The organism is Pseudomonas sp. P116, assembly GCF_020149425.1.
Classification (GTDB): Bacteria; Pseudomonadota; Gammaproteobacteria; order Pseudomonadales; family Pseudomonadaceae; genus Aquipseudomonas; species Aquipseudomonas anatoliensis.
On the sequence record NZ_JACVHB010000004.1, the window covers coordinates 603,309 to 629,567 of the forward strand.

Genomic DNA, 26,259 nt, shown 5'->3' on the forward strand with positions numbered 1-26,259 from the left:
AATTGCCCTAGCTTCCGGGTTCAGGTCTGCGCCTGCAAGTGCAACTACAGTCCCGCCGCATCAATGTCGATCAACAGCAACCGCTCACCATTGTCGAAAAATTGCCCGGCCGTCAGGCAATACTGGTTGCTGGTGGCATCGCGGTAGGTGTTGGACAGGGTCAGGCGCCGCTCCTCCCAGCCTTCGGCGAGCAAATGGTAGAAGTACGGGCGCCACGACCAGTTGTGCCCCAGATAGCGGTCGTCGGAGACCCAGCCGTTATGGCGCCATTCCAGATTGGGGGTCAGTTGCGTGCCGTGACGATCACATTGGTAGAACCGCAGCAGCCATGGGAAAGCGTCCAGTTGCGGTAATGCGCTGAGTGGCGCACGAGCGTGTGCCCAGTTCTGCAGGATCGCCATCAATTCGCTGAGTTGGTGGCGCATCTGCATCAATCGTCCTCGCTCGGCGAGCTTCTGCTGAACGTAACGCTGGCGCAGTTCGGCAAAACGTTGCACAAACGCGTCGGTGGCAAAGAACGCCTCTTGCGCCCGCGCGAACAGAAAACCCTGCACGTAACGCGATCCGCATTCCAGGGCGAAATTCAGCTGAGCCTCGGTCTCGACGCCCTCGGCAATGATCCAGCAACCTGTCTTCTCGGCCATCTGCGCCAGAGCCTTGACCACATCGCTGCTTGGCCCGCCTAAAGCGGCTGCCTGAAACAGGCGCATGTCGAGTTTGAGAATGTCCGGTTGCAGGGCCAGCACCCGGTCGAGCTGCGAGTGACCGGCGCCAAAATCGTCGATGGCGATTCGCGCCCCCGCCTTGCGATAACGGCCAACCACTTCGGCCAGACGTTGGCTGTTGCCGCCAAGTTCGGTGATCTCGAACACGATGCGTTGCGGATCGACATTGTGTCGCGCCATTTGTTTGAGGCTGGGCAGCGCTTGGTCGGGGCGTAGACGGCTGATCCAGTGGGGCGACATGTTCAGGCTGAGAAACCAGTCTGCCGGTGCTTCGTGCAGACGGCTCAAAGCGTTGTCGCGGATCTGTCGGTCGAGGCGACGCAGGGCAATGGCCGGCGTACGCGGATCGGCGAACAGCGGCCCGACCGATGTCAGTTGTCCATCAGCCTGGCGCAGGCGGCCAAGTGCTTCGACGCCTGCAATACGTCCGGTGGCGGTATCGATGAAGGGTTGAAAGCAGGCGAGCGGTTGCCCGTCGATCACGAGGCCTCCTTAGTCGTTGTTGTTCTGAGTGAACCCGCCGACCGGGTAGGCACGCGGGATTGAACCTCCAGGTAAAGAGGTTAATCCCGCCGACATTGCAAGAATGTAGCCAGATACGTCAGTTCAGCGCTTGCCAGAGCTCTGCATGACCAGCCTGATCAACGGCCCAAGGCTGGTACCGAGGCGAATCAGACGGGTCAGGCCACCGACACCGCCGCTTTTCGCGCCTTTGCCGGTGATGAAACCCAACAGCGTGACCGCGGCAACACCCCATAACGGCGCGTGTTTGATGCCGAATCCGCCTTGCAGGTTTTGCGACATGCCACGCATGCGCTGCAAAGGTTGCAGTACTTGCCCGGCCTCATGGCGAATTTCCTGCCGATGCATTTCCATGCGCAGGCGAATCAGTGCCTTGCGCATTTCCCGACGTGAGCTGTTATGTGGAAGTTCAGGCAGGCTCATGGCAGCAGGCGCTCCCGGTCGTTGGCCAGCTCTTCGAGCGTGCCATGGAAGGGTGAGGATTCATCGAACACCGCAGCCTTGAGGCGCAACCCGCAAAAGGCTGCCGCAAGGGTATAGAAAACGCACAGGCCGATGATCGCAGGCAGGCGGTACGTGTCCCAGAACAAGATCAGCACCAGCGTCGACAAGCCGACCAGCAACAACAAGGCAAACACCAATGCCAAACCTGCGAACAGCAAAAGGCTGACCGTGCGTGCTTTCTGTTCCTGCAGTTCGATGCCGAACAACTCGACATGACTGTGCAACAAGCCAAGGACAGCGGCGCCCAGACGCCGCGTAGATGATGAGGTGCCCGCAGCCGGGCCGGATTCACCGATCGACATAATCAGCGCCGAGTAGCTAGCAGGCCGATCAAAAAGCCCACGCCGGCAGCGATGCCGACGGACTGCCATGGATTGGCCGACACGTAATCTTCGGTGGCGGTAACCGCTGCCTGGCCGCGTTCGCGCAGGGTGTCTTCGGTCAGCTTCAGGGTTTCGCGTGCACGCAGCAGGCTGTCGTGGATCTGTGCACGCAGCTCATCTGCCTGATCACCGGCCAGAGTGGCGGTGTGCTCGAGCAACCGCTCGGTGTCGGCGACCAGTGTCTGGAAGTCGTTCATCAGGATGTCTTGAGCAGTCTTTGCCTTGATGCTGGCCATGGGTGGATCTCCGTATAAGTGGCTTCTGAAACGTTCGAGTATGAGCCTTGCGCGAAGGTTCAGTACAAATGACTGGTACAACTTTTGCTGTGTCGTGGTGCGTCGTTCGTCAGTCGTGCGCTGTTGCCGGGCGTACAGGCCGCAAAAGCCTGACGCGAATAATAGCGGTTCGTGCCAGCACATCGATCTTGTGCGCCAAATCGGTTCATCGGTCCTTCGGGTTCATGACTGCGTGGGCGCAACTTGGTGCAAGAAATGTGTGCATGAACTGCTTTGGTGCCTTTTTATCTTTCAGGTCTGCCTCTTTATGGAAAATCTGCAAAGCGCTGTGGAAACATTGGTTCACAGCTCCAATACGTTGTTCATCCTGATCGGTGCGGTGATGGTGCTGGCGATGCATGCTGGCTTCGCCTTTCTGGAAGTCGGTACGGTGCGCCAGAAAAACCAGGTCAACGCGCTGTCGAAAATCCTCAGCGATTTCGCTGTCTCGACCCTGGCCTATTTCTTTATAGGTTACTGGATCTCTTACGGCGTGACCTTCATGCAGCCGGCAGCAGTGCTCAGTGCTGATCATGGTTATGGATTGGTGAAGTTTTTCTTCCTGCTGACCTTCGCTGCGGCGATCCCGGCGATCATCTCCGGGGGCATTGCCGAACGCGCGCGCTTCGTTCCGCAGTTGTGCGCCACGGCGCTGATCGTCGCGTTCATCTATCCGTTTTTCGAAGGAATGATCTGGAACGGCAACTATGGCCTGCAAGCCTGGCTGACCACTCAGTTCGGCGCGGCGTTTCATGATTTTGCCGGTTCCGTGGTGGTGCACGCCATGGGCGGTTGGCTGGCGCTGGCGGCGGTACTGTTGCTGGGCCCGCGCAATGGGCGTTATCGAGACGGACGACTGGTGGCCTTCGCGCCATCGAGCATTCCGTTTCTGGCATTGGGCTCGTGGATTCTGATTGTCGGCTGGTTCGGCTTCAACGTGATGAGCGCGCAGACTTTGCAAGGCGTCAGCGGCCTGGTGGCGGTCAACTCGTTGATGGCGATGGTCGGCGGCACCATGGCGGCATTGCTCGTCGGCCGCAATGACCCAGGCTTTTTGCATAACGGCCCTCTGGCCGGATTGGTGGCGATCTGCGCGGGATCCGATCTGATGCATCCGGTCGGTGCTCTGGTGACCGGAGCCATCGCCGGCGCGCTGTTTGTCTGGTGCTTTACGGCCGCGCAGGTCAAGTGGCGCATTGACGATGTGCTGGGCGTGTGGCCGTTGCACGGTTTGTGCGGCGTGTGGGGCGGGATTGCCTGCGGGGTTTTCGGCCAGACCGCGCTCGGCGGGCTTGGCGGCGTCAGCCTGATCAGCCAGATGATCGGCACCGCGCTCGGCGTGGCGGTGGCGTTGATCGGTGGTTTTGCCGTGTACGGCGTGATCAAGGCGCTGCATGGGCTGCGCCTGAGTCAGGAACAAGAGTATTACGGTGCCGATCTGTCCGTGCACAAGATCGGCGCGGTGAGCCAGGATTAGGTTTCTTCATCATTGGCTCCGGAATAAAAGCCGTGCAGCAGGCGATAGCGGTCTCTTCGCACTTGATCGGCTTTCTCTTGTACCTGGCGCGCCGACAAGCCGAGCATGATCAAGGCGTGAGAGCCGAGCATCAGGCTTGATTCCAACAGCTCCGGCACTACTTCAGTAGCGCCGGCGGCTTTGAGTTCGGCCAATTGGCTGTCGTCGCGGGTGCGTACCAGGATCGGTATCTGATCATTGAGGCGGCGTGCCTCCCTGAGAATGTGCAGGGCAACGTCGGTTTGATCCACAGCAATCACCAGCAGTTTTGCGCGCAGCAGGCCGACGGCGATGAGCAAATCACCGCGTGATGAGTCGCCGTAATGCACGTCACTTTCTTCGGTGGCAGCTTCCTGTACCCGCACCGGGTCATTGTCCAAAGCGATGTAAGGCTGCTTTGCGTTACGCATGAAGCGACCGATGGATTGACCAACCCGTCCGTACCCGCAAATCACCACATGCTGGTCGAGGCCGGCGTTGAGCGCGCTGATGTGCTCGATCTGTGCTTCCTCATTGGGTTTGCGGTGCAGGGCCGTGGCGATGCGTGGGGCTGCGCGTAACAGGATGGGGGTCAGCAGCATCGAGCAGAAAGTCGCTGCAAGCAGCAAGGCGCCAAGCTTTTCGGGCAGCATGCTGTTCTGTTGCATCTGCGCCATCAGCGCGAAGCAGAATTCGCCCCCCTGAGCCAGGGCCAGACCACTGCGCCATGCGGTTTCACTGTCACTGCCGCGCCACTTCACCAGCAACGCCACAACGATGCCTTTGATAATCATCAAGCCGACAGTCAGGCCGAGGATCAGCAGGCCATCGCTGACGAACAATTGCAGGTCGATCAGCATGCCGATGCTGACAAAAAACACCCCGAGCAGTATGTCGCGGAAGGGCCGGATATCGGCCTCGATCTGATGCCGGTAATGGCTTTCACCCAGTAACATGCCGGCCAGAAAAGCACCCAGCGCGGGCGACAGACCGAGCAAGTGAGTCAGCCATGCGGTGAGCAGCACAATCACCAGCGCCAACAGCACAAATAATTCTGCCGAGCGTGAGGCCGCGACTTCATGGAACAGTCGGGGCAGCAACCAACGACTGGCCAGTAGCAGACCGACAAACAACACCACGGTTTTCGCCAGCGTCAGCGGTAATGCCCAGTACCAGGCCTGCTCGCTGCTGCCGGCGAACACCGGCACCAGGGTCAGCAGCAATACCGCAACCACATCCTGAAACAGCAGGACGCCGACCGCATTCTGACCGTGGCTGCTGAACACCTCACCGAGGCTGCCCAATTCCTTGGTGACGATCGCCGTAGAGGACAACGCAAGCCCGGCACCGAGCAGCAATGCTGGCGTTATCGGCATGCCCAACAGCATCAATAACAGGCCCAGCACGGCCGTGCTGATCAACACTTGCTGACTGCCAAGGCGAAACACCACTTGGCGCAGCGCGATCATCTTTGACAGGGAAAACTCGAGGCCGAGGGAAAACAGCAGGAACACCACGCCCAGTTCCGCCACGTCGGGCAGATGTTCACTTTCATTGACCCAATCGAATGCATTGGGTCCGACCAGCAATCCAACGCACAGATATCCCAAGACCGGTGGCAGCCGCAGGTGGCGAAAAAGTGCAATCACCACGAGGGACGAGGCGAGGATGATCAACAGGTTGGCAAACACTAGACACTCCGAGGTCAGGCTCTGGCTTCTCAAGCGTAGAAGCAAAAAGACCGGGAGCATCGCCTGATTGGCTTTTTTGCGAGCTGATTTGCATCAGGGTTTTGCGCATGTGCCTTTGCGGCTGCGCTCAAGCCTTTGGGCGGCGGTGGCTCGACGGGTTTTCGGTGGCGGCCTAGAATAGGCGGATTAATCTGTGGTTGAGCGCACATGCTTCCTGAATGTCAGCTGTTCGGCACCCTGGGGTGTCATCTGTGTGAAGTCGCTGAATCCATGCTGATGGAGTTTGTCGAACGCGGTCTGCTGGTGGAACTGGTAGACATCACTGAAGACGAATCCTGGTATGAGGCTTACAGCCTGCGGATTCCGGTGCTGCGGCGAGTCGACACCGGGGCGGAGCTTGGCTGGCCGTTCAGCGCCGACGAGGTGGTGGCGTTCCTGCGTTAAGCTGTTTTCCCGCAGCGCCCCGCTGGTCGCCGGCACAAATCCATCCCTTGGCACTTCCCGGCTTATTCGGTTACTGTATGTTCATACAGTAATTGGGTCAGAGGGACGAACCGTGGTCAATGTCGAACAGTTGAAGAACAGCGTGAACCGGATGTCGGTTGACGTGGTGCGCGAGGCGGTTCTCGAATTGCGCCTGGACGGGCTGGTCACGGAAGGCAAGACGCCATTCAACAAGCTGCATTTCAATACCTGCTTTGCAGAGATCGAAGCCTTGTTTCAGCGCGCCGGTTATCACAAGCAACTGGACGTGGTCGGGTATCAGGGCCTGATGTACGCCTTGTATGACCCGGGCCGCTGGGAAGCTGTCGACGTGTTGCGCTGGCTCAAGGAGTTTACCGACGCGGCGGCGCTCAAATCGATTCCGGCTTGAGGATTCTGCGCTAGGTTCGTTTCCCTCAGTGCTGGATAATGCCGGCCTGCCTTGAGGGTTCGAATTTTCATATGTCCACGTCAACGTTTTCCGCTGCACAGAATCAGGCCAGCACGCTTTATCTGCCGCCCGGCGCCTGGCTGACTGTACTCGATTGCTTGTGCGAGCATTTCAGCGCCATTGGACGCGAGCAGTGGCTGGACCGGATCGCTCGGGGGCGGGTGCTGGATGCTCACGGTCAGCCGATTGCGCTGGATTTGCCCTACAAGGAAGGCCTGCGCATTCACTACTTTCGCGAAGTGCCGGACGAAAAACCGATCCCTGTTGTCGAGTCGATTCTCTATGCCGATGAGCATCTGGTGGTGGCTGACAAGCCGCATTTTCTGCCAGTGACGCCGGCCGGCGAGTACGTAGAGCAAACCTTGCTGCGCAGGCTGATCCGGCGTCTGGACAATCCCCATCTGGTGCCCCTGCACCGGATCGACCGGCATACGGCGGGGCTGGTGATTTTCTCGGCCAACCCGCAAACCCGTTCCGCCTATCAGTCGCTGTTCCCAACGCGACAGATCGACAAGCGTTACGAAGCCATTGCCCCGGCATTGCCTGGACTCGATTTTCCCTTGGTGCATAAAAGCCGTCTGGTCGATGGCGAACCGTTTTTCCGTATGCAGGAAGGGCCCGGTGTCAGTAACACCGAAACGGCGGTAGAGGTTCGGGAAAAGAACGGCGACTTTTGGCGTTATGGCCTGTACCCGGTGACCGGCAAAAAACATCAGCTTCGGGTACACATGACTGCACTTGGCGCGAGTATCTGCAATGACCCGTTTTACCCGGACGTACTGAAGGATGTTGAGGATGACTATGCTCATCCGCTGAAGCTTCTGGCGCAAGGGTTGCGTTTTATCGATCCGGTGACCGGCGAGGAACGTGAGTTCGAAAGTCGCATCACTTTACAGTGGTGAGGTTGCTGCAACTTTTCGAGCGCCCATGAAAAAGCCCGCAATCAATGCGGGCTTTTCTGTATCCGGGATCGACGTCGAGCTTACAGCTCTTTAACGGTACGAACCTGATCCTTGTTGATGCGTGTTTCTTTGCCGTCCAGTTGCTGGAACTCGTAGAAGCCCGAATCGTCATCGTATTTCGGGGTGTCGACGGCCTGGATTTCGCGACCGTCATTCAAGGTGATCACTGTAGGCGAGGAGCAACCGGCGAGGGTAGCAAGGCCCAGTGCGAGCATGAAAGTGGCGAGGGTCCGTTGAGTCATGAGTGTGTCTCCGAATGGGAATACTTTTGGTTACTGAGCTTGAGACGTATACAAGGCGTTAGAGTTCCTTGAATAGTGTCAGTCTGACACAGTGTTGTGAGCATTTAACAGTTCGGGGGTGTTGAGGTTGGCCAGTCGCGGGTCGTTGTCGGGACATTTCAGCGCCATGGCACCGAGCCCGCGCATGACGCGGCCGGGGCTGCGTTCACCAGCGTTCCAGGCGTTTTCGAATGCCGGTGAAAGGGCTACCGGAATTACACACAACAGGGGTTCCCAATGTTCGTCATGCCACAACATTAAAGGTTTTTCAGGATTCTGATTGGCGGACTCGCGCATGCTTTGCAGCAACGCATCGTCGATCAGCGGGACATCGCAAGGCAGTACCAACAAGTGCGAACGTCGCGCGGCTTTCAGGCCTGCGCGAATACCGGCCAACGGTCCTGGAAAGTCGCCTTCGTCATCCTCCACCAATTGATCGGCCAGCGGCGCGTAACGCTCGCGATTGCGGTTGCAGGAAATGATCAGGTCATCGGTCAGCGGACGAGTCTTGCGATGCAAATGCGCAATCAACGGTTCGCCCTGCCATTGCACCAGACCTTTGTCCTGACCGCCCATGCGTTGGCCGCGCCCGCCCGCCAGTAGCAGAATGGAGCAGGGCGGCAGTTGCGTCTCAAAGGTCATGGCAGCTCTCCACAGGGGCGGCGAAAAAACAGGGCGCTGTGATATAACACCGCACCGTTTCTCCTACAACTGGACGAGCCTATGAAAGCCAAGGCTGATGTACCTTTCGTGCCGCTCAATATCGCGGTGCTGACTGTCAGTGATACCCGTACTCTGGAAACCGACACCTCAGGCCAGGTCTTTGTCGACCGCCTGGCAGCGGCCGGCCACAATCTGGCGGCGCGGGTCCTGCTTAAAGATGACCTCTACAAAATTCGCGCGCAAGTCGCCAACTGGATCGCCGACGATGTTGTTCAGGTTGTACTGATTACCGGTGGCACCGGCTTCACCGGCCGCGACAGTACACCGGAAGCCGTGGCTTGCCTGCTCGACAAGCAAGTGGATGGGTTTGGCGAGTTGTTCCGACAGATATCGGTGGCCGATATCGGCACCTCTACCGTGCAGTCCCGAGCGCTGGCCGGTCTGGCCAACGGTACGCTGGTCTGCTGTCTGCCGGGCTCGACCAACGCCGTGCGCACGGGTTGGGACGGCATTCTCGGTGAGCAACTGGACGCGCGCCACCGTCCATGCAATTTCGTCCCTCATCTGAAGCAGGCCGCGCCTTGTGAATCCCGTGGATAAGCCGGGCAAGACGGGCTCGTTGATGCCCGTCGAGGTTGCGCTGGCGCGTCTGCTGGAAATGGCCGAGGCGTCGCCGATTGCCGAGCAAGAATATTTGCCGCTGGCGCAGGTCGAGGGTCGAGTGCTGGCCGAGGACCTCATTTCGACCCTGGATTTACCGCCCTGGCCCAACAGTGCCATGGATGGCTATGCCCTGAACCTGGCCGACTGGACGGGTGAAGCCATGACGGTCAGTCAAAAGGTGTTCGCCGGACAATCTCCGCAAACCCTGAAACCCGGCACGTGTGCGCGGATTTTCACGGGGGCACCGGTACCGCCGGGTGCCGATTGCGTGGAAATGCAGGAAAACGCCGAGGTCCAGGCCGATGGAAGCGTGCGCTTCATCCAGCCGATGAAGATTGGACAGAATATTCGCCCGCAAGGGCAGGAAACTACTGTCGGCGAGTTGATTTTGCCGGCCGGAACCCAGCTTGGCCCGATAGAGCAGGGCTTGGTTGCGTCGCTGGGCTGTGCCGGCGTCAAGGTTGTGCGCAAGGTTCGCGTGGCGGTGATTTCCACCGGTGACGAGTTGGTCGAACCGGGGCAGCCACTGGGGCCGGGTCAGATCTACAACAGCAATCGAGTGTTGCTGTGCAGCTGGTTGCAGCGCCTGGGTTGCGAAGTGATCGACGCCGGTATTCTTCCGGATGATCTTTCCACCACCCGTGCCCGTTTGGGTGAGTTGCAGGATGTTGATCTGATTCTTTCCACCGGTGGCGTCTCGGTGGGTGAAGCTGATTTTCTCGGTATCGCCTTGCGAGAAGAAGGGGAACTGGCCCTTTGGAAACTGGCGATCAAGCCCGGTAAACCGCTGACATTCGGCCATTTCCGCGATGTGCCGGTTATCGGGTTGCCCGGCAATCCGGCTTCGACGTTGGTCACGTTTGCGTTACTGGCTCGGCCTTACCTGTTGCGACGTCAGGGTGTGCAGGACGTCGAGCCTTTGAAGTTCACGGTGCCAGCAGGCTTTGTCTGGCCTGTTGCCGGTAATCGGCGCGAATACCTGCGGGGCCGCCTTGAGCAGGGGCGGGCGACTATCTACCGCAACCAGAGCTCGGGAGTGCTGCGCAGCGCCGCGTGGGCAGACGGATTGGTGGAAGTGCTTGAGGGTCGCACTCTGCTTGAAGGAGACGCCGTCGTCTTCATCCCGCTAAGTGAGCTCTTGGGCTGAATCCTGTCTCGCAAATGCAGGCATGGGCTGATCCAGCCGGTGCCTGCAAGGTTTCATTCGGTCAATGGCTCAACAGTGTAACCAGCTGGTCGAATCGGCTATTGGCCACCCAACCCAGCAGACCCATTATTACGGCGGTTGCACCTGCTGAGTAGGCCAGGCGATGCTTGATGGTTCTGACGTCACTGCGGACTTCATCCATGTCCCGTCGAATATATTTGAGGTGGGTTTCCAGCTCGGTCACACGTGGTTCCATATCAACTGCTCCAGTGGTCTTCTTGAAATCGGACTTGTGATTCGTGCGACATTCGGCGAGGGGGGCGATCGGATTCACTGGTTTTCTGGCTTCACGGCTTGGCATGGAAATATCCATCTGCTGCTTCAAACCCGTTCCTGCAAATTTTGCCCTCTCTCCAACTGTTAAAAACCCTTGAGTAACCTCTCATTACATGCACGTCCTTGTGTAGTCGAATTGATGATTGATACCGCTGGCACACGGTGAACCAACTGTCATACCGGGTCAATTAAGCCGATTCCTCATGTTTTGTAAGAAAAAATACCGCTGTGTAGGACGCCGCAGCCAGACGAAGGAATTATTTGTCATTCTTTGGGCTTTTTTGCGCGCCACGGTGGTCAAGATGTTTCAACCGATTCAATTCAGGGAGTGACGCTATGAGTGAACGCCGGGCACTGTTGATCCTGCATGGCAAGCAGGCACTCAACGAGGCGGTTCGCACCGCGGTCGAGGACAAACGCGAGCAAGGCTGGGAGTTGGCGGTGCGCCTGACTTGGGAGGCGGGGGATGCCCAACGCTGGGTCGAGCAAGCATTGGCGGACGGGTACACGAAAATTATTGCCGGCGGCGGAGACGGTACGTTGCGCGACATCGCCGAAGCCCTTGCGGCGCACCCGGGGAAAGCCAGCCTTGTCCTTTTGCCTTTGGGTACCGCTAACGATTTTTCCCGCGCGGCGGGGATTCCGCTGGAGCCGGCCGAGGCGCTTGAACTCCTCGATGTACCGCCGCGTGACATTGATCTGGGTGAAGTGGGCGGGCAGATTTTCCTCAACATGGCCACCGGCGGTTTCGGCAGTCAGGTCACGGCCAATACTTCAGAGGATCTGAAAAAGGTACTGGGCGGGGCGGCCTATCTGTTCACTGGTTTGTCGCGGTTCAGCGAATTGCACGCCGCGTATGGCGAGCTGCAGGGGCCGGACTTTCACTGGAGTGGCGAGCTGCTGGCATTAGGGATAGGCAATGGTCGCCAGGCTGGCGGCGGGCATGTTTTATGCCCGCAGGCGCTGGCTGACGACGGGTTGCTGGATATCAGCATCCTGCCTGCGCCACAGGAGCTGGTGGGCACACTGAAAAGCCTGCTCAGCGATGGATTCGGCATCGACAACATGTTTGTCCGAACCCGCTTGCCTTGGGTCGAGATCAAGGTGGCCGAGGGGCTCTACATCAATCTTGATGGGGAGCCACTGGAAGGCGACAGCATGCGCTTCGAGGCGCGCCCGGCGGCGTTGCAGATACATCTGCCGAAGGACTCGCCGCTGTTGAGCGAAAATCTGGCGCTCAATCGTCCAGACTGATGATCTGTTCGCGTACAGCAAACAGCACCAGGCCCGCTACATCGTAGATTTGCAGACGCTTCATGATCTGCGAGCGGTGGGTCTCGACAGTTTTGATGCTCAAGCCCAGGCCATTGGCAATTTCCCGGGTGGATTTTCCACGCACGATCAGGCGCAGGATTTCCAGTTGTCGGGCCGTGAGGTTGTGCGAATCGGCGATTTCCGGCTGCTTCTGATTGCGAGTCAGTGCCTGGTTGATCACGGTATGAGCGATGGCCGGACTCAGGTAACGCTCGTTATTGCGCAAGGCTTCCAGCGCGTGTTCGAGTTCGGTGGCCGTGGTGTCTTTGAGAAGGTAGCCGTGAGCGCCGGACTCCAGTGCCTGCATGATCAACGCAGGATCGGTGTGCATCGACAAAATCAGCACTTTGCTCTGTGGCCGCACTTGCTTGAGTCGTTGCAGGGCTTCCAGGCCACCGGTGTGCTTCATGGAAATATCCAGCAGCACAATATCGGGGCTGAGCTGCTCGAACATTTCGAGCAGTTGCGAGCCATCATTGGCTTCGCCAACAACCGCGTAACCGGGAATATCCAGCACCAGAGCGCGAACGCCGGCCCTGATCAGCGAGTGGTCATCCACCAGAAGTAAGTTACAAGTCAACGCATAACCTTATTCGTACTGGCCCGCTCGAGTGCCCGCGGCGCCCAGGGGAAAAGTGCTTCGATTTGAGTGCCTTTGCCCGGCTCGCTGGTAACGCTCAGGGTGCCACCCAATTGCTCGATCCGTTCGGCCATCCCGGCCATGCCCCGCTGTCCTTCACGACCCGGGTTGGCAGCCGGGGCAAATCCCAGGCCGTCATCGCTGATCAGCAATGTCAGGCCTTTCGGCAGACGCTGCACGCGTATCAGCAGGTTTTTCGCCTGTGCATGACGCAAAATATTGGTGACGGCTTCCTGGGTGATGCGGAAAGCGGCGACCGCCATTTCTTCCGGGATGCCGTTGAGGCGTTGCTGACAATCGAGACTCCAGTGCACGCTGGTGTTGGTCATTGTCTTGAGCAGATGCGCTCGCAGGCTGGCCTCAAGGCCGAGGCTGGTCAACTGGCGGGGATTGAGGATGGCCGATACATCGCGCACTTTGTTCAGCGTCTCTTCGAGGGTTTCGCAAAGTGTGCTGCAGTGTTCCTGTAAATCTTCCGGCATTCGTCGTTTGAGCCAGTCGCCTTGCAGCTTGGCGGCGGTCAGCAATTGGCCGATATCATCGTGCAATTCGCGGCTGAGGCGGTGACGCTCGTTTTCCTGGACTTCCAGCAAACGGTCAGCAAGTTCCTGTGGCTGGAATTTTATCGATTTGCGTGACAGCCGATATTGCACCCAGACACAGGCGGTGGCGGCAATGTTCAGCAACAGTACTCCCAGGTGAAGTTGCGCGGAAAACCCGTAGGTCAGCAGGCTGCCAAGTGCTGCCGCGACGCACAATATGAGTGTGAACCGACGCGCGTTTTCCCGGGAGGGAGGCCATGTAGTGATTGACTTGAGGCTGGCGTACATAACGGATGGAGCCAATGGATGTTCGCTGCGGGTAGACCGGCCGGTGGCTGGCGGGTCTCTGTCTGTAAAGGGTGTCAATAATGTTTAGGATTTCAACGTGACTCAGTGAATGTACAGGATCACCAACTTCGGGTGGAGGCCTGTCTCTGGAGTCACTGTGCCATTAACTTGGCAGCATTTAATGGGCGGCATAATACCACTTAAGATACCGTTGGTCGCGTTTGCTATATATGTCCAATGCGTCAGGAAATACGTCATGTTGGACGCGAGTTCCATAATGAAATTATCGATTTATTGAGTTCGATGGTATCTGCATCGCCAGAAGTTGAACTCTTCAGACACAGGCAAACCCTTAGCCCGGCAGGAAATACACGCTGTTGTCCGGTATGAATATTTATTCGATTTGTCGCTGGCAGCTACGAGCTATTCAATTGCGACATTGACGTTGCGGTGTGTCAGCCTCGCCGAGCCCTGTCACGCCGAATCAGGCTTGGCGGTCCGAATAGTTCAGCAATGGCAAACGTTTGGTTTTCAGCGCTGGTTGAAACTGAGTTTGTCCGACCTGAGAGGCAAACGCTTCGAGCAGTGAGGTCTGTTCGGTTTTATCGAGGCTCAGTTGCCCGGTTTTATGATCGACCAGTTCAAGCTGCCAGGCCATCAGTGTGAAGCATTCCTTCAACGCCTCCAGGGCCTGCTCGTGCAGATCTACGTGATCCTGTGCCAGATTGAGCAGACCGTAGATATGCAGGGAAAACTCGGAAATCGCCTCAAGCGCCAGAGCTTCAGCCCTGCTTGCGAGTTTGAGGAGGGTACTGAGCATGCAGTCGATAGCGTCCTTGTCGTTGCTGATCATCTGCAGATGGCTGAGGCATTCTTCGGACTTGGCCAGGAGCGTTTCAGCCTCGACAAGAAATTCGGGGAAGCGTTGCGCCCACTCTTTACGGTCGATCGGCATGCTTATCTCCACAACATCATGGCTACTGAGGGGATGCCGTGTGTGACGACGATCGTGGATCGTCGGGAGATCGCGCCCAGACGTGCAGGTGCACAGACTGAGAGGTTCCAGAGGGTTTGTTTCCGCTGAACTGCGATCGCACACAATAGCCTGACTCCGTTCATGCAATGAGAATGGCGTCACATTAATGGCTATTGGATACTGCGAATATCAGGTTGGGCCTGATTGATACTAGGGGAATCCCTTAGGCGCGGGAACCTAACGTGCGAACCGTGGTCGCGCCGCAAAGACTTTAGCAGATGAAAAATGCAGCGCCAGTAAAGCATGATGTTAATGTGACATCAATGCCCCGATATGGCATTTTCAGAGCGATTGCTGCGGGGATCAAGATTCGGCATTCGCAGCCGATAACCCCTCTTAGTGAATTCATCAGAACAAGCCCAGGAGTCATTGATGGCCGGCATTCTCGACACGGTAGACCAACGCACGCAACTGGTGGGTGAGAATCGCCTGGAAATACTCATGTTTCGACTGGCCGGGCGCCAGTTGTTTGCGATCAACGTGTTCAAGGTTCAGGAAGTGCTGCAACTGCCGAAGCTGACCCTGATGCCTCAGCGTCACCCGTTTGTCTGCGGTGTGGTCAACCTGCGCGGGCAGACGTTGCCGGTGATCGATCTTTCGCAGGCAATCGGTATGCGTCCATTGGTGCCGAGCCCGACGAGCACCATCATAGTTACCGAATACAACCGCTCGGTGCAGGCCTTCCTCGTCGGAGGTGTAGATCGCATCGTCAACATGAACTGGGAAGCCATCTTGCCGCCACCGGCCAGCGCCGGCCGTCAGCACTACCTGACGGCGATCAGCAAGGTTGACGATCAACTGGTGGAAATCATCGACGTCGAGAAAGTGCTCGCCGAGATCGTTCCGTACAACGCCAAGGTCTCGCGCGAAAAGCTCGATGATCCGGTGCTGGAGCGCGCTCGTGGCCGCGAAGTGTTGCTGGTGGACGACTCCAACGTGGCGCTCTCGCAGTTGCGTGACACCCTCGGTCAGCTCGGCGTGAAAATGCACATTGCCAGCGACGGTTTGAAGGCGCTGAACATGCTCAAAGCTTGGGCCGACACCGGCGTGAACATGACCGACAAACTGCTGATGATCTTCACCGACGCAGAAATGCCGGAAATGGATGGCTATCGCCTGACTACCGAAATACGCAATGACCCACGCCTGCGCGGGCTGTACGTGGTGTTGCACACATCCCTGTCCGGCAGTTTCAACGACTCGATGGTGAAGAAGGTCGGCTGCGACAACTTCCTCTCCAAGTTCCAGCCGGACAAACTGGTCGACGTGGTGCGTCAGCGCCTGATGCTTGATGAAGTACCGGCCTGATCGCAACACCACCGCTTCTGTAGGAGCTGTCGAGTGAAACGAGGCTGCGATATTTTGATCTTTAAAACCAGATCAAAAGATCGCAGCGTGCCGCAGCTCCTGCATGGATTGCCAGCAGTATCCAAACTCTGTCTTTGATTCGCCGCTGAAGCTCGTATAGGGTGGCGTTTTTTGCCCACCAGGGAGCTGGCCATGCTGCGTCTGAGCGCGCTTTATCGTTATCCGTTGAAATCCGGCAAGGGCGAGGTTCTGCAAGGAATCAACCTGGACAAGCTGGGGCTTGAGGGGGATCGACGCTGGATGCTGGTGGACGAAGCCAGCGGGCGGTTCCTGACCCAGCGCGCCGAAGCGAAGATGAGTCAGCTGTCGGCGCTGTGGAATGCCCAAGGCGGCCTGACCCTGAGTGCGCCCGAGCGTGCTTTGATCGAAATCGACTTGCCCGGCAACGACGCCGAACTTCGCGGCGTGACCATTTGGCGCGACACCTTGCGAATGCCGGATGCGGGTGATCAGGCGGCGCAATGGGTCAGTGAGTTCATTGGTAAACCGACCCGTCTGGTGCAAATGCCGCTGGATCGCGCGCGGATGACTCAGGCAGGTTTTGGCAAGGATGACGATCAGGTCGCGTTAGCCGACGGTTTCCCGTTGTTGCTGATCGGTGAGGCATCGCGGCAGCATTTGTCGCAGGCGGTTGGGCGTCCGCTGGAAATGCTGCGTTTTCGGCCGAATCTGGTGATAGAAGGCAGTGAGGCGTATGCCGAGGATGGCTGGAAGCGGATTCGCATTGGCGACGTCGAGTTCCGCGTGGTCAAGCCGTGCTCACGCTGCATCCTCACCACCATCGACCCGCAAACCGGCGAGCGCAGTGCTGACCGCGAACCGCTGGCGACGTTGCAAAAGACCCGCGCGCAGGCTGACGGCGCGATGTTTGGGCAGAACCTGGTGAATGACAGCAACGGTCGTCTTGAGGTCGGGATGCCGGTGGAGATTCTCGAATAACCCCTCACTGAAACAAAAAATGCCCGTGTCCTTGGACACGGGCATTTTCATTGGTGCTTTGAAACCAGCGGTTTAGCCGCGGTATTCGCACAGGTAAGCAGTGTCGACGGCGACTTTCAGCTGGAACTTGCTGTTGGCCGGTACGTTGAACTGGCTGCCGGCGGCGAAGGTTTCCCAGTCGGTGCTGTCTGGCAGTTTGACCGTCAGTGCGCCGGACACCACGTGCATGATTTCACGCTGGGCTGTGCCGAATTCGTATTCGCCCGGGGCCATGACGCCGATGGTCGCCGGACCTTCAGCGGTGCCGAAGGCGATCGACTTGACGGTGCCGTCGAAGTACTCGTTGACTTTAAACATGGGCGATTCCTCGAAAAGGGCTAAAAAGTGGGGCGGCCAGTATGCACAAGGCTTTCCACGCCGTCACCTGCCCGGCGCCTGTCCGGCAGGTCGAGAATTGACCCTAGAGTGGCAATACCAAAGGCAACAATCGCGCCGTATTGCGCGCGTCCTCCAACGCCCGATGTTGCTGGCCGCTGAACTGCATGCCGGCGAGCGCCAGCGCACCGTTGAGCCCCAGCGGCCGTTCCAGACGCCGGGCCTTGGCAAAGCGTTGCTTGAGATTCATGTGCGGCACTTTGCTCAATCCACTGTCGATTGCCAGTCGCTGCCATTCCTGCAGCAATTGCTTGCGGTCGTAATCGCCCCAACTGGCCCAGCCTTCCAGACGTGGCTGATGCTGGGCGAGCCAGCGTTCGAACGCCGGCCAGACTTCGTTCAAGGTCTGTGCCGCGTCGATATTGGCCTGGGTGATGTGCGTGAGCTGGCGACAGAAAGGCGTCAGCAAGGGCCGCCGTGTCGGTTTGACGAAGCGCTGAAAGTGATCCTGCTCGCGTCCGGCACGATCGACCAGCGTGGCGCCGATCTCGATGATTTCCATTTCCGTGACCGGCCAGCCACCCTCGTCGGTGGTAGCTTCCAGATCAATGACCAGCCAGTGTGGCATCGCAGGGTTCCTGATTTCCGCGTTCTGATAATTCAGAGCGTAGTCAAACCCCGCGGATGCGCTCGGGCGACTACTCGACCTGCAACAGAACCTGACGATTTTTTACCTGATCGCCGACCTTGACCTGCACCCGCTTGAGCACGCCGTCGATGCCGGCCGTGAGCGGATGCTCCATTTTCATTGCCTCCAGCACCACCAGCAATTGACCCTTGCTGACCGCACTGCCTTCGCTGACGAGGACGTCGACAATGGCCCCGTCCATCGGCGCCTTCAAGGTGCCGGAGCTGACGCTGGTCTGACTGCCGATTACCGCGTGAGTTCGATCCTCCAGGTGCAGACTGCCGGGATGGGTGAACAGCCAGAGCTGCCCGGCATCGAGGCGATAGGCGTGGCGTTGGCGCAGGCCATCGATTTCAAGTGTCACTGAGCATGCGCTGTGGTCGATGAGTTTCAGCTCGAGGGCGCGTTCAGCGATTTGCACCTCAATCACATCCCCCGCGCACCTGAGCAGTTGTGCGGTCCAGTTCTGTTCATCAAGACCCAGCCGATAATGCAGCGGCACGCTGGCGTTGTTGCGCCAGCCGCTCAATGGCGCGCGGTGTTGTTGCGCCGATGCCAGATAAAACAGCACGGCAGCGATGGCCAGTTCTTCGGCACTCGGCGTGTAGGCATGCAAGCTTTGGTGATCGCTGAAATGCCGGGGAATGAATCCGGTGCTGAATTCACCGCTGATGAATTGTGCATGTTGCAGCAGACTTTCGAGCAAGCGCTGATTGCTTTGCACGCCCAGCAACACCGTGTCCTGCACCGCGCGCAGCAGTTTGCGGCGGGCCTCTTCACGCGTGGTACCGTGAGCGATCAGTTTGCCGAGCATCGGGTCATAGAACGGGCTGACCGTTTGCCCTTCGTGCAAACCATGGTCAATCCGCGCGCCGTGTTGCAACGCTGGTTCCCACGCCTGAATGCACCCGGTTTGCGGCAGGAAATCTTGCGCGGGATCTTCAGCATAAAGCCGCACTTCCATGGCATGGCCATTGAGCTGGACTTGCGCCTGAGTCAACGGCAGAGGCCGCCCTTCGGCCACCGACAATTGCCAGGCGACCAGATCGAGCCCGGTGATCAGTTCGGTCACCGGGTGCTCGACCTGCAGGCGGGTGTTCATCTCAAGGAAATAGAACTGCCCGCGCGCGTCGAGCAGAAATTCCACAGTGCCGGCGCCGACATAATTCACTGCGCGGCCGGCTTTCAATGCGGCTTCGCCCATGGCTTGGCGCAACTCGGCGGTCATCACCGGGCAGGGCGCTTCTTCGATGACTTTTTGGTGCCGACGCTGGATCGAACAGTCGCGTTCGCCGAGATAGATCAGATTGCCGTGGTGATCGCCAAACAGTTGCACTTCAACGTGTCGCGGGTCGATCAGCGCCTGTTCGAGAATCAATTCGTCGCTGCCAAATGCATTCAGGGCTTCAGAGCGCGCGGTGCGCAGTTGCGCTGGCAGTTGCGCAGCGTTGTGCACCAGCCGCATACCGCGACCGCCACCACCGGCACTGGCCTTGATCATCAACGGGTAGCCGATGCGTTCGGCTTCGCTCAGCAAGGTGGCGTCGTCCTGCGCTGCACCTTGATAGCCAGCGATGCACGGCACGCCGGCGTCGAGCATGGCGAGTTTCGACAGGCGTTTGCTGCCCATCAGTTCGATCGCCTCGGCGCTCGGGCCGATGAAAGTCAGGCCGGCCTGTTCGCAGGCGCGGGCGAACCCGGCGTTTTCCGAGAGAAAACCATAGCCGGGGTGGATCGCATGGGCGCCGCTGCGGCGGGCGGCGTCGAGGATCGCCGGAATGTTCAGGTAGGACTGCTGCACCGGCGACGGGCCAACCCGCACGGCTTGATCGGCGATTTTTACGTGCAGCGCATCGGCGTCGGCGTCGCTGAAGATGGCGACGGTGCGGTAACCAAGGGCCTGTGCGGTGCGCTGGATACGGCAGGCGATTTCACCGCGGTTGGCGATCAGGATTTTGTGGATGATGGGCATGGGCTTTTTCCCTTTGGTTTTGTGCTAGATGATCTGGCCTCTTCGCGGGCAAGCCCGCTCCCACAGGGTCAGATGGCCCAGCCCGGTTTGCGTTTTTGCATGAACGCCATGGTGCCCTCGATGCCTTCGGCGCCAGTCACCGCTTCGCTGAACCACTGCGCCGCTTCATCGAGCAACTCAGTCGATGGTTGCCCGGCACTGGCCAGCAGAAGTTGTTTGGTGACGGCATTCGCCTGCGGCGCGCAACACAAGACATGCTGCAACACCTCATCCAGTCGCTCGGCCAATGCCTGCGCATCCTGCTCGACAAAATGCACAACCCCCAAGCGCCGCGCCTGATGACCATCGAAACGCGCAGCGGTCAACGCCAGTCTGCGTGTCTCGGTCAAGCCAATGCGTTGCACCACAAACGGCGCGATCTGCGCCGGTAGCAGGCCGAGGCTGGTTTCCGGCAGACCGAATTGCGCTTTGTGGTCTGCGATCGCTACGTCGCTGACACAGGCCAGGCCAAACCCGCCGCCCATCACCGCGCCTTGCAGCACGCAGATCAACACTTGCGGTGCGTGCTGGGCTTCCACCAGCAGCGCGCCGAACGCCCGATTCAAATCACGGTAAGCCTCGGCACCCTCGGCACGGGCATTGGCCATGTCCTTGATGTCGCCGCCGGCACAGAAATGGCCGCCGCTACCGCTGAGCACCAAGGCGCGAACAGCACGGTCATCGCGAACGGCCGCCAACACCGCGCGCAGTTCGCTGACCATTTGCAGACTCATCGCATTGCGGCTGTCCGGGCGATTGAGGGTGATGTGCAGCACACCGCCATGCAATTCCAGAATCAGCGTCTGGCACTCGGGCAGGCCACTCATTTCTTTTTCCCCGGCAGGATGCCCATCAGTTTGCAGATGATCCCCAGCATGATTTCGTCGGCGCCGCCGCCAATCGATACCAGCCGCACATCGCGATAGGCGCGTGCCACCGGGTTGTCCCACATGAAGCCCATGCCGCCCCAATATTGCAGGCAACTGTCGCTGACTTCGCGGCCGAGCCGGCCGGCCTTGAGCTTGGCCATCGACGCCAGTCGGGTAACGTCCTGGCCCCGAACGTATTGCTCGGTGGCCTGATAAACCAATGCGCGCAAACATTCGATTTCAGTCTGCAATTCGGCGAGGCGGAAATGGATGACCTGGTTGTCGATCAGTGCATTGCCGAAGGTCTTGCGTTCCTTGCAGTACTCGATGGTGCTGTCGACGCAATACTCCAGACCCTTGATCATGTTCGCCGCGCCGAACAGGCGTTCTTCCTGAAACTGCAACATCTGCATCATGAAGCCTGCGCCTTCATGACCGATGCGGTTGCGCTGCGGCACGCGGACATCGTCGAAAAACACCTGCGCGGTTTCCGAACTGCGCATGCCGAGCTTGTCCAGATGCGAGCTGAGGCTGATACCGGGCGTGGTCATCGGCACCATGATCAGCGACTTGTTGATGTGCGGCTTGTCGTCCGAAGTGTTGGCCAGCAGGCAGATGAAGTCGGCGCTCGGCGAGTTGGTGATCCACATTTTGCTGCCATTGATCACGTAGTCGTCACCGTCCTTGCGCGCAGTGGTTTTCAACCCCGCGACGTCCGAGCCGGCACCGACTTCGGAAACACCGATGCAGCCAACCTGCTCGCCGGTGATTGCCGGGCGAAGGAACTCTTCGCGCAGTTCATCCGAGCCGAACCGCGCCAGCGCCGGGGTGCACATGTCGGTCTGTACACCAATCGACATCGGGATGCCGCCGCAATGAATGGTGCCGAACTCTTCAGCCGCGACAATCGAGTAGCTGTAATCGAGGCCCATGCCGCCGAATTTTTCTGGCTTGGAAATGCCCAGCAGGCCGAGGTCGCCGGCCTTGCGGAAGATCTCGTGGATCGGAAAGCGTCCGGCCTTTTCCCATTCATCGACGTGCGGGTTGATCTCGTGTTCGACAAACTGGCGGACGGTGCGGCGCAGTGCTTCGTGTTCCGGGGTGAAGATCATTTTTATTGTTCTCCGTAAGATCCGTGGCCGTCAGAAGCGGCTGACGCCGAAGCTGTTGGGTTGCAGTGCGCGAATGTCGGCTTCGTGGCAAATATCCAGCAAGTAACCGAGCAGGGTGCGAGTGTCACGCGGGTCGATCAATCCGTCGTCCCACAGGTTGGCGCTGCCGTAGAGCGCGGTGGACTGGCTGTCGAGTTTCTGCGCGGTGACCTGTTCGAGCATGTCGAGCACTTTCGGGTCTGGTACCAGGCCGTCCTTGAGCTGTTTGGCTTCGGTGACGATGCGCAGCACTTTGCCAGCCTGCGCGCCGCCCATCACCGCCGTGCGGCTGTTGGGCCAGGCGAAAATGAACCGTGGATCAAGGCCGCGCCCACACATCGCATAGTTGCCGGCGCCGTAGGAGCCGCCGACGACCATCGTCAGTTTAGGCACTCGCGCGTTGGCCACCGCTTGAATCAGTTTCGAACCGTGTTTGATCACCCCTTGCTGCTCGGACTCGGTGCCGACCATGAACCCCGTGGTGTTATGGAAAAACAGCAGCGGCGTCTGGCTCTGATCGCACAGCTGAATGAACTGCGCAGCTTTGCTCGCACCGTTCGGCGTGATCGGGCCGTTGTTGCCGATGAAGCCGCAGGCGCGGCCCTGGATTTTCAGTTGGCCGCAAATGGTTTGCTGGTCGAACTCGCCCTTGAACTCGAGGAAGTTCGATTCGTCAGCGATCCGCGCAATGATTTCGCGCACGTCGTAAGGTTTTTTCGGATCGTCCGGGATCAAGCCGAGCAGTTCTTCGATGGGGTAAAGCGGCTCTTTGTATTGCGGCTCCGGTAGCCACGGCAGTTGCTCGTTCCATGGCAGCATCCGCAGAATCTCGCGCACTTGTCGCACGCCATCGGCATCGTTCTCGGCCAGATATTCGGCTGTGCCGGCGACCTGCGCGTGCATCTCGGCGCCCCCCAGTTCTTCATCGGTCGCCACTTCGCCGGTCGCGGCTTTGAGCAGCGGGGGGCCGGCCAGAAACAGCTTGGCCTTGCCGCGCACCACCACCACGTAATCCGACAAACCCGGTTGATAAGCGCCGCCCGCCGTAGCCGAGCCATGCACCACGGTGATCTGCGGCAAACCCATCGCTGACATCCGTGCCTGATTGGCAAAGCTGCGCGCACCTTCGACGAAAATCTCCGCTGCGTAGTTGAGGTTGGCGCCACCGCTTTCGGCGAGGGTGATGACCGGCAGTTTGTTCTCCTGGGCGATCTGTTGCAGGCGCAGGGATTTTTTCAGGCCGCTGGGCGAAATCGTGCCGCCCTTGATTGCGCTGTTGTTGGCGACGACCATCGCGCGGATGCCTGACACGTAGCCAATGCCGGCGATCAAGCCGCCACCGGCCGCGCTGCCGTCCTTGTCGTCATGCAGTTTGTAACCGGCGAGGCTGGCCAGTTCGAGAAAAGGTGCGCCGGGGTCGAGCAGCAGATTGAGGCGTTCGCGGGGCAGCAATTGCCCGCGTTTGTCGAATTTCGCCTTGGCTTCGCCGGCCTTGTTCAGCAGGTTCTGTTCGAGTTGTTGCACTTGCTCGATGGCGGTAAGCATCGCCGCACGGTTGCGGGCGAACGCTTCGCTGTGCGGGTCGAGTCGGGACTGGATCTGCGCCATGGCTTACTCCTTGTCCTTGAGCACATCGGGAAGGTAGGCCCGGTGAAAACCATTGAACGACTCACTATGAGACGCCTTGTGTAGCGGCCAGGCCCGACTGCCAAGGCTGGCCGCACCATCGATTCTCAAGGTACTGCCACTGATGAATGCCGCCGCCGGACTGAGCAAAAACACGATCGCCGCGCTGACTTCCGATTCGGTGCCAATGCGCTTGAGCGGCACATGTTCGCGCAGGGTCGGGATCACCGCTTTGAACGCGCCTTCATAAGTGTCCATGCCGCTGGACGCGATCCACCCCGGCGCCACCGCGTTAACCCGCACCCCGGCGTAGCCCCACTCGAACGCGGCGGTCTTGGTGAAATTGTCCATGCCCGCACGCGCCGCGCCCGAATGGCCCATGCCGGGCATGCCCCCCCACATGTCGGCGAGCATGTTGACGATGTTGCCGCCGTGTTTGCTCATCGACTGGTTGAACACTTCCCGCGCCATCAGAAAACCGCCGACCAGATTAGTGCGCAGTACGGTTTCGAAACCTTTCTGATTGATCGAAGCCAACGGCGCCGGGTATTGGCCGCCGGCATTGTTGACCAATCCATGGATCGGCCCGTGTTCAGCGATCAATTCGCTGACCAGTTGTCTGACCGCTTCCTCATCGCGAATATCGCAAGCCTGCCAATCCGCGCAGCCACCGTCCTCGGCAATTTCGGCGGCGACTTTTTGCAGCTTTTCAGGTTTGCGCCCGACCAGCAGCACATGGGCGCCGAGCGCTGCCAGTTCATGGGCGGTGCAGCGCCCGATGCCGCTGCCGCCGCCGGTGACGATGATGGTCTGGCCGCGGAACAAATCAGCATTGAAAATCGACGCGTAAGCCATGCAAACCCTCCTCTAGTCGAACTGTTCGGCGATGCTTTGTGGCACCGGGATCTGGATTTCCAATAGTTGCTGGGCGAAGGCTTTACCTTGCGGGTCGATGCGCAGACTGGCCACACCACCACCGCCGAGGGCGTTTTCCAATAGGAAGTTCAGGCTGTGGGTGCCGGGCAGATACCAGCGTTCGACCCGGCCGTAAATCGGGTCCAGGACGTGGCTCATCCAGTCGACAATGACCGCTGGCGTTAACGCTTCGGCGATCCACGGCAGGTATTCGGGCTTGCGCGGCATGACGCCGATATTGCTGTGATTGCCCTTGTCACCGGAGCGCGCCACGGCCAGTTTCACCAACGGTACGCTGGCGTCAGCGCGACCTTGGGGTTTGGGTGGTTGCTCGGCGATTGGCAAGTCCTGGCTGTCGAGTGCGGTCTGCGCGGGTAGGGCACACGGGTGCTTCTCACCGGTCATGTTGATGTGCACGTTGCAGGCGCTTTTGTCGATCAGGAACGAGAACAGGCGGATAACCGGATAGACCGTCGGCCGCCCGCCAACGATGCCGGTCAGGCCCGGAGCCATGCCGGTTGCAGCCTGGGCGATCTCCCGGGAGAACAGGATCAGCGCCTGCTTGTCCGGATGGCGCACGGCAAGTTTGATTACCACTTCGCGGGTGTCGTGGCGCTGCCCGTGAGGGCCATAGGTGGCTTCGCTGCCGAGCAATTCAATGTGGGTTTCGCTGTAAGGTGCCCAGCCGCGCTGGCTGAACATTTCCGAGGTCTTGTCGATGATCGCCTGGCTGACGCGACGGGCCTTGTCCACCGCATCGATGCCGGCGATCAGGCAACTGGCGGTACAGCGAAAGCCGTCCGGATACGTGGCACTGACCTTGTATTTGTCGCTGGGCGGCAGGCCTTTGGCACCCTGTACCTGCACCGCGTTCTTGCCTCGCGGCTGAAGTTTGACCTGAGTGAAATCGCAGATGACATCGGGCAGCAAATAGGCCTGCGGATCGCCGATTTCGTAAAGCATCTGTTCGCCGACGGTCAGCGGCGTGATCAGCCCGCCGGAGCCCTCGGGCTTGCTGACGATGAACTGGCTGTCGGCACTGACTTCAACGATTGGAAAGCCGATGTGCTCGTAGTCCGGCACTTCGCGCCAGTCGGTGAAGTTACCGCCGGTACACTGCGCGCCGCATTCGATGATGTGCCCGGCCAGTGCGGCCTGGGCGAGTTTGTCGTAGTCGTGCCACGACCAGTCGAATTCATGCACCAACGCGGCACTGACGACGGCGCTGTCGACCACGCGTCCGGTAATGACGATATCGGCGCCCAGGCGCAACGCTTCGACAATGCCCGGCGCGCCGAGGTAGGCGTTGGTCGAGACGCACATCGCAGGCAATGGCGTACCGGTGAACATCTCGCTAATGCCCTGAGAGGCGAGTTGCTTGAATTGCGGTTGCAGGTCATCGCCCAGCAGCACGGCGATTTTCAGCTTGATGCCGGCTGTATCGCAGGCGGCTTGCAACGCGGCGGCGCAGGCCTGGGGGTTGACGCCGCCGGCGTTACTGATGACGCGAATATTCTGCTCGGCCAGTTGCGGCAGCAGCGGGGTGAGGACTTCGATGAAGTCGCTGGCGAACCCGCCTTGCGGATCCTTCATGCGCGCGCCGGCCATGATCGACATCGTGATCTCGGCCAGATAATCGAACACCAGATAATCCAGGCGTCCACCGTCCACCAGTTGAGCGGCGGCGGTAGAGGTGTCACCCCAGAAAGCACTGGCGCATCCGATGCGAACGGTGGTTGGCATTTTCATCTCCGACTCAGGGACCTGCGACAGAAGTGTCTGGAGGCTACCAAGCAAGCGCTTGGTTTGTAAACAGTTGAAATATCTTCTGCCCGAGCGCTTGCTTGGTTGCCGTCCGCGGCTTAAATTGCGCGCAACCCTGCGGTTTCAGGGGGCAACAGACTGATCGACTGTAG

Annotated in this window: 28 protein-coding genes; 9 read left to right on the forward strand and 19 right to left on the reverse strand. The window is 59.2% G+C overall.

Annotated features, from left to right (window positions below):
- Positions 1 to 44 precede the first annotated feature (44 nt).
- From ICA15_RS17145 to ICA15_RS17160, 4 genes are all read right to left on the reverse strand, one after another.
- Positions 45 to 1,208 (reverse strand): EAL domain-containing protein, encoded by a 1,164-nt coding sequence (locus ICA15_RS17145; protein WP_210553944.1) that lies wholly within the window; start codon positions 1,206 to 1,208, stop codon positions 45 to 47.
- 123 nt (positions 1,209 to 1,331) lie between these two features.
- Positions 1,332 to 1,670 carry a hypothetical protein gene (locus ICA15_RS17150; protein ID WP_150603368.1) on the reverse strand — a complete coding sequence of 113 codons (339 nt, stop codon included), beginning with the start codon at positions 1,668 to 1,670 and terminating at the stop codon, positions 1,332 to 1,334.
- On the reverse strand, positions 1,667 to 2,053 hold the full coding sequence (locus ICA15_RS17155; protein WP_150603369.1) for a phage holin family protein: 387 nt from the start codon (positions 2,051 to 2,053) through the stop codon (positions 1,667 to 1,669). Before ICA15_RS17155 ends, ICA15_RS17150 begins: the two co-directional genes overlap by 4 nt.
- A 2-nt stretch (positions 2,054 to 2,055) precedes the next feature.
- A complete protein-coding gene (locus ICA15_RS17160; protein WP_042560243.1) occupies positions 2,056 to 2,370 on the reverse strand; it encodes a YqjD family protein in 315 nt (104 codons plus the stop codon).
- 307 nt (positions 2,371 to 2,677) lie between these two features.
- Here ICA15_RS17160 and ICA15_RS17165 point away from each other — a divergent pair, with 307 nt between their 5' ends.
- On the forward strand, positions 2,678 to 3,886 hold the full coding sequence (locus ICA15_RS17165) for an ammonium transporter (protein ID WP_210553943.1): 1,209 nt from the start codon (positions 2,678 to 2,680) through the stop codon (positions 3,884 to 3,886).
- On the opposite strand, the gene ICA15_RS17170 is transcribed toward ICA15_RS17165, so the two are convergent.
- Entirely contained in the window at positions 3,883 to 5,595 is a 1,713-nt protein-coding gene (locus ICA15_RS17170; RefSeq protein WP_210553942.1) for a cation:proton antiporter, read from the reverse strand. The two genes, ICA15_RS17165 and ICA15_RS17170, sit on opposite strands and share 4 nt — an antisense overlap.
- A gap of 207 nt (positions 5,596 to 5,802) precedes the next feature.
- Between ICA15_RS17170 and ICA15_RS17175 the strand changes: the two genes are divergently transcribed.
- The 3 genes from ICA15_RS17175 (at position 5,803) to ICA15_RS17185 (ending at position 7,431) form a co-directional block, all read left to right on the forward strand.
- The gene (locus tag ICA15_RS17175) at positions 5,803 to 6,039 is read left to right on the forward strand and encodes a glutaredoxin family protein (RefSeq protein ID WP_150615918.1); all 237 of its coding nucleotides are present in this window, start codon (positions 5,803 to 5,805) and stop codon (positions 6,037 to 6,039) included.
- Positions 6,040 to 6,151: 112 nt separating this feature from the next.
- A complete protein-coding gene (locus ICA15_RS17180) occupies positions 6,152 to 6,469 on the forward strand; it encodes a transcriptional regulator (RefSeq protein ID WP_042560239.1) in 318 nt (105 codons plus the stop codon).
- 71 nt (positions 6,470 to 6,540) lie between these two features.
- The gene (locus tag ICA15_RS17185) at positions 6,541 to 7,431 is read left to right on the forward strand and encodes a pseudouridine synthase (protein ID WP_210553941.1); all 891 of its coding nucleotides are present in this window, start codon (positions 6,541 to 6,543) and stop codon (positions 7,429 to 7,431) included.
- A gap of 80 nt (positions 7,432 to 7,511) precedes the next feature.
- Here ICA15_RS17185 and ICA15_RS17190 read toward each other — a convergent pair whose 3' ends face one another.
- On the reverse strand, positions 7,512 to 7,733 hold the full coding sequence (locus ICA15_RS17190) for a YgdI/YgdR family lipoprotein (protein WP_016770600.1): 222 nt from the start codon (positions 7,731 to 7,733) through the stop codon (positions 7,512 to 7,514).
- Between the two features lie 78 nt (positions 7,734 to 7,811).
- The gene (mobA, locus tag ICA15_RS17195) at positions 7,812 to 8,414 is read right to left on the reverse strand and encodes a molybdenum cofactor guanylyltransferase MobA (RefSeq protein WP_150615916.1); all 603 of its coding nucleotides are present in this window, start codon (positions 8,412 to 8,414) and stop codon (positions 7,812 to 7,814) included.
- An 81-nt stretch (positions 8,415 to 8,495) separates the two neighbouring features.
- Between mobA and moaB the strand changes: the two genes are divergently transcribed.
- Positions 8,496 to 9,035 (forward strand): molybdenum cofactor biosynthesis protein B, encoded by a 540-nt coding sequence (gene moaB / locus ICA15_RS17200; protein WP_150593175.1) that lies wholly within the window; start codon positions 8,496 to 8,498, stop codon positions 9,033 to 9,035.
- Entirely contained in the window at positions 9,019 to 10,245 is a 1,227-nt protein-coding gene (glp, locus tag ICA15_RS17205; protein WP_210553940.1) for a gephyrin-like molybdotransferase Glp, read from the forward strand. The genes moaB and glp overlap by 17 nt, the downstream gene beginning before the upstream one ends.
- A gap of 61 nt (positions 10,246 to 10,306) precedes the next feature.
- Here the strand turns inward: glp and ICA15_RS17210 are convergent, their stop codons facing one another.
- A complete protein-coding gene (locus tag ICA15_RS17210) occupies positions 10,307 to 10,606 on the reverse strand; it encodes a hypothetical protein (RefSeq protein WP_210554163.1) in 300 nt (99 codons plus the stop codon).
- Between the two features lie 311 nt (positions 10,607 to 10,917).
- Here ICA15_RS17210 and yegS point away from each other — a divergent pair, with 311 nt between their 5' ends.
- Complete coding sequence (yegS, locus tag ICA15_RS17215) at positions 10,918 to 11,835, forward strand: lipid kinase YegS (protein WP_150603377.1); 918 nt, start codon at positions 10,918 to 10,920, stop codon at positions 11,833 to 11,835.
- Here yegS and ICA15_RS17220 read toward each other — a convergent pair.
- The 3 genes from ICA15_RS17220 to ICA15_RS17230 all read right to left on the reverse strand — a co-directional run bounded on the left by ICA15_RS17220 (position 11,819) and on the right by ICA15_RS17230 (position 14,320).
- A complete protein-coding gene (locus tag ICA15_RS17220; protein WP_150603378.1) occupies positions 11,819 to 12,475 on the reverse strand; it encodes a response regulator transcription factor in 657 nt (218 codons plus the stop codon). The genes yegS and ICA15_RS17220 overlap by 17 nt on opposite strands.
- The gene (locus ICA15_RS17225; protein ID WP_210554162.1) at positions 12,472 to 13,365 is read right to left on the reverse strand and encodes a sensor histidine kinase; all 894 of its coding nucleotides are present in this window, start codon (positions 13,363 to 13,365) and stop codon (positions 12,472 to 12,474) included. Before ICA15_RS17225 ends, ICA15_RS17220 begins: the two co-directional genes overlap by 4 nt.
- 484 nt (positions 13,366 to 13,849) lie before the next feature.
- On the reverse strand, positions 13,850 to 14,320 hold the full coding sequence (locus tag ICA15_RS17230) for a hypothetical protein (RefSeq protein ID WP_150615913.1): 471 nt from the start codon (positions 14,318 to 14,320) through the stop codon (positions 13,850 to 13,852).
- 453 nt (positions 14,321 to 14,773) lie between these two features.
- Here ICA15_RS17230 and ICA15_RS17235 point away from each other — a divergent pair, with 453 nt between their 5' ends.
- Together ICA15_RS17235 and ICA15_RS17240 are read left to right on the forward strand one after the other, a co-directional pair.
- Positions 14,774 to 15,709, forward strand: a complete 936-nt coding sequence (locus ICA15_RS17235) for a chemotaxis protein CheV (protein WP_150603380.1) — start codon at positions 14,774 to 14,776, stop codon at positions 15,707 to 15,709.
- Between the two features lie 192 nt (positions 15,710 to 15,901).
- Positions 15,902 to 16,708, forward strand: a complete 807-nt coding sequence (locus tag ICA15_RS17240) for an MOSC domain-containing protein (protein ID WP_150603381.1) — start codon at positions 15,902 to 15,904, stop codon at positions 16,706 to 16,708.
- 72 nt (positions 16,709 to 16,780) lie between these two features.
- Here ICA15_RS17240 and ICA15_RS17245 read toward each other — a convergent pair whose 3' ends face one another.
- The 8 genes from ICA15_RS17245 to ICA15_RS17280 form a co-directional block, all read right to left on the reverse strand.
- A complete protein-coding gene (locus ICA15_RS17245; protein ID WP_003183665.1) occupies positions 16,781 to 17,065 on the reverse strand; it encodes a pyrimidine/purine nucleoside phosphorylase in 285 nt (94 codons plus the stop codon).
- A 103-nt stretch (positions 17,066 to 17,168) separates the two neighbouring features.
- Positions 17,169 to 17,711 carry an exonuclease domain-containing protein gene (locus tag ICA15_RS17250; protein WP_150615911.1) on the reverse strand — a complete coding sequence of 181 codons (543 nt, stop codon included), beginning with the start codon at positions 17,709 to 17,711 and terminating at the stop codon, positions 17,169 to 17,171.
- A gap of 70 nt (positions 17,712 to 17,781) precedes the next feature.
- Complete coding sequence (locus ICA15_RS17255; protein ID WP_210553939.1) at positions 17,782 to 19,743, reverse strand: acetyl/propionyl/methylcrotonyl-CoA carboxylase subunit alpha; 1,962 nt, start codon at positions 19,741 to 19,743, stop codon at positions 17,782 to 17,784.
- 68 nt (positions 19,744 to 19,811) lie between these two features.
- Positions 19,812 to 20,609, reverse strand: a complete 798-nt coding sequence (locus ICA15_RS17260) for an enoyl-CoA hydratase/isomerase family protein (RefSeq protein ID WP_210553938.1) — start codon at positions 20,607 to 20,609, stop codon at positions 19,812 to 19,814.
- On the reverse strand, positions 20,606 to 21,763 hold the full coding sequence (gene atuD / locus ICA15_RS17265; RefSeq protein WP_042560224.1) for a citronellyl-CoA dehydrogenase: 1,158 nt from the start codon (positions 21,761 to 21,763) through the stop codon (positions 20,606 to 20,608). Before atuD ends, ICA15_RS17260 begins: the two co-directional genes overlap by 4 nt.
- 30 nt (positions 21,764 to 21,793) lie before the next feature.
- Positions 21,794 to 23,410 carry an acyl-CoA carboxylase subunit beta gene (gene atuC / locus ICA15_RS17270; RefSeq protein ID WP_210553937.1) on the reverse strand — a complete coding sequence of 539 codons (1,617 nt, stop codon included), beginning with the start codon at positions 23,408 to 23,410 and terminating at the stop codon, positions 21,794 to 21,796.
- A gap of 3 nt (positions 23,411 to 23,413) precedes the next feature.
- Positions 23,414 to 24,283 carry an SDR family oxidoreductase gene (locus tag ICA15_RS17275; RefSeq protein WP_150686748.1) on the reverse strand — a complete coding sequence of 290 codons (870 nt, stop codon included), beginning with the start codon at positions 24,281 to 24,283 and terminating at the stop codon, positions 23,414 to 23,416.
- A 12-nt stretch (positions 24,284 to 24,295) separates the two neighbouring features.
- The gene (locus ICA15_RS17280) at positions 24,296 to 26,086 is read right to left on the reverse strand and encodes an acyclic terpene utilization AtuA family protein (protein WP_210553936.1); all 1,791 of its coding nucleotides are present in this window, start codon (positions 26,084 to 26,086) and stop codon (positions 24,296 to 24,298) included.
- Positions 26,087 to 26,259 lie beyond the last annotated feature (173 nt).